The sequence below is a fragment of the Mesorhizobium sp. M2A.F.Ca.ET.067.02.1.1 genome (genome assembly GCF_004023285.1).
Taxonomy (GTDB): Bacteria; Pseudomonadota; Alphaproteobacteria; order Rhizobiales; family Rhizobiaceae; genus Mesorhizobium.
This window is the reverse complement of sequence record NZ_RZSB01001045.1, coordinates 1-1,609: the sequence shown is the minus strand read 5'-3', so window position 1 is coordinate 1,609 and position 1,609 is coordinate 1. Positions and strand designations below refer to the sequence as shown.

The window sequence follows — 1,609 nt, the reverse complement described above, 5'->3', positions numbered from 1 at the left end:
GCTGCCGTCCTTCAACAGGGTCAGCACCAGTTCGGCCGACAGCCGCGCGCCGCCGAATGTCGTGGCGATCTTGAGATCGGTCAGGCCTTCCATCCAATCGGGTGGCGCCGCGATGAAGCCGCAGCGCACCGAGGCCGACAGCGTCTTGGCGAAGGAGCCGATCTGGACGACGGGCTGCAGCGCGTCGAACGCCGCGAGCCTTGGGGCAGCGCTGTGCTCGAAGTCTGCGAAAATATCGTCCTCGACGATGGTGAGATCCGCCTGGTCGGCGAGCTTGAGCAACCGATGCGCGGCGACCGGCGACAGGATCGCGCCGGTCGGGTTGTGGATGCCGGAATTGGTGATGTAGAGGCGCGGCCGGTGCTCGGCGAGCGCCGCGGCGAAAAGCTCGATATCCGGACCCGAAGGCGTGTAAGGCACGCCGACCACCTTGGCTTGATGGGCGCGCAGCAGGGCGTGGAAGTTGAAGTAGCAGGGGTCGTCGACCAGCACGGCATCGCCGGGCTCGATCAGGAAGCGGCATAGGAGGTCAATCGCCTGGGTGCCGCAGTCGGTCAGCATGATCTGGTCGGGCGAGGCTTCCACGCCATGCTTGGTCATGCGCCTTGCCAGCAATTGGCGCAGCGGCGGCAGGCCGAGCGGCGTGCCATAGTTCGCAAGCACCACGTCGTCGGCGCGGGCGGCGCTGCGCAGCGCCCGGCGCAAGGCAGCCTGCGGCATCCAGGACGCCGGCAGCCAGCCGCAGCCGGGCTTCAGCATCTCCTCGCCGGCTTCGAGCGATTGCCGCGACACCCAGAGGGGGTCGACGGCGCGGTCAAGCCGAGGGCCGATCTTGGCGAGTGACAATGGCGCAAGCTGGCCGGCGGCGTAGAAACCCGAACCCGGGCGCGAACGGATCGTGCCTTCCGCGGCGAGGCGCTCATAGGCTTCGACCACGGTCGACTTCGAAACCTGCATGGATTTGGCCATGGCCCGTATCGACGGCAGGCGGGCTCCGGGCGTCAGCGTGCGCGCCGCGATACGCTGGCGGATCGCCGCCATGACGGTTTCGACGAGGGTGGCGCCGCTGGCATTTGGGCCTGATGTGTCCATCTGTACTTCCCTGCCGACCATTACAGTTTTGTGGAATTGTACTCCATTGTCTCTGGCGACACCATGGCCGGCGCCGGTAGGGAAGCGCAAACGGAGCAGATCATGGAAAAGAGTTTCGACGGCTGGCTCAGCGGCTTTATCGGCGTGCTGATCTTCAGCGGATCGCTGCCGGCGACGCGGCTGGCGGTGATGGATTTCGACCCGACCTTCCTGACGGCGGCACGGGCGGCGATCGCCGGCCTTCTGGGGATCGCGATGCTGCTGCTGTTCCGCGAGAAACGTCCGGAGCGAGGGGATCTGGTCTCGCTGGCCGTCGTCGCGCTGGGTGTCGTGGTCGGCTTCCCGTTGCTGACGGCGCTGGCGTTGAAGCATGTCACCTCGGCGCATTCGATTATCTTTGTCGGCCTGCTGCCGCTGGCGACCGCGATCTTCGGCGTGCTGCGCGGCGGCGACCGTCCGCGCCCGGCCTTCTGGCTGTTCTCGTGCCTGGGCAGCGCCTTGGTCGCCGGCTTTGCCC

At 67.1% G+C, this 1,609-nt stretch carries 2 protein-coding genes; one reads left to right on the top strand and one right to left on the bottom strand.

The genetic code is table 11. From position 1 onward, the window contains the following. On the bottom strand, positions 1-1,092 hold a 1,092-nt coding region (locus EOA28_RS35235; protein ID WP_245501677.1), incomplete at its 3' end, for a PLP-dependent aminotransferase family protein. Positions 1,093-1,194: 102 nt separating this feature from the next. Here EOA28_RS35235 and EOA28_RS35230 point away from each other — a divergent pair. Further along, a partial coding sequence (locus tag EOA28_RS35230) for an EamA family transporter (RefSeq protein ID WP_148671082.1) occupies positions 1,195-1,609 on the top strand: 415 nt, incomplete at its 3' end.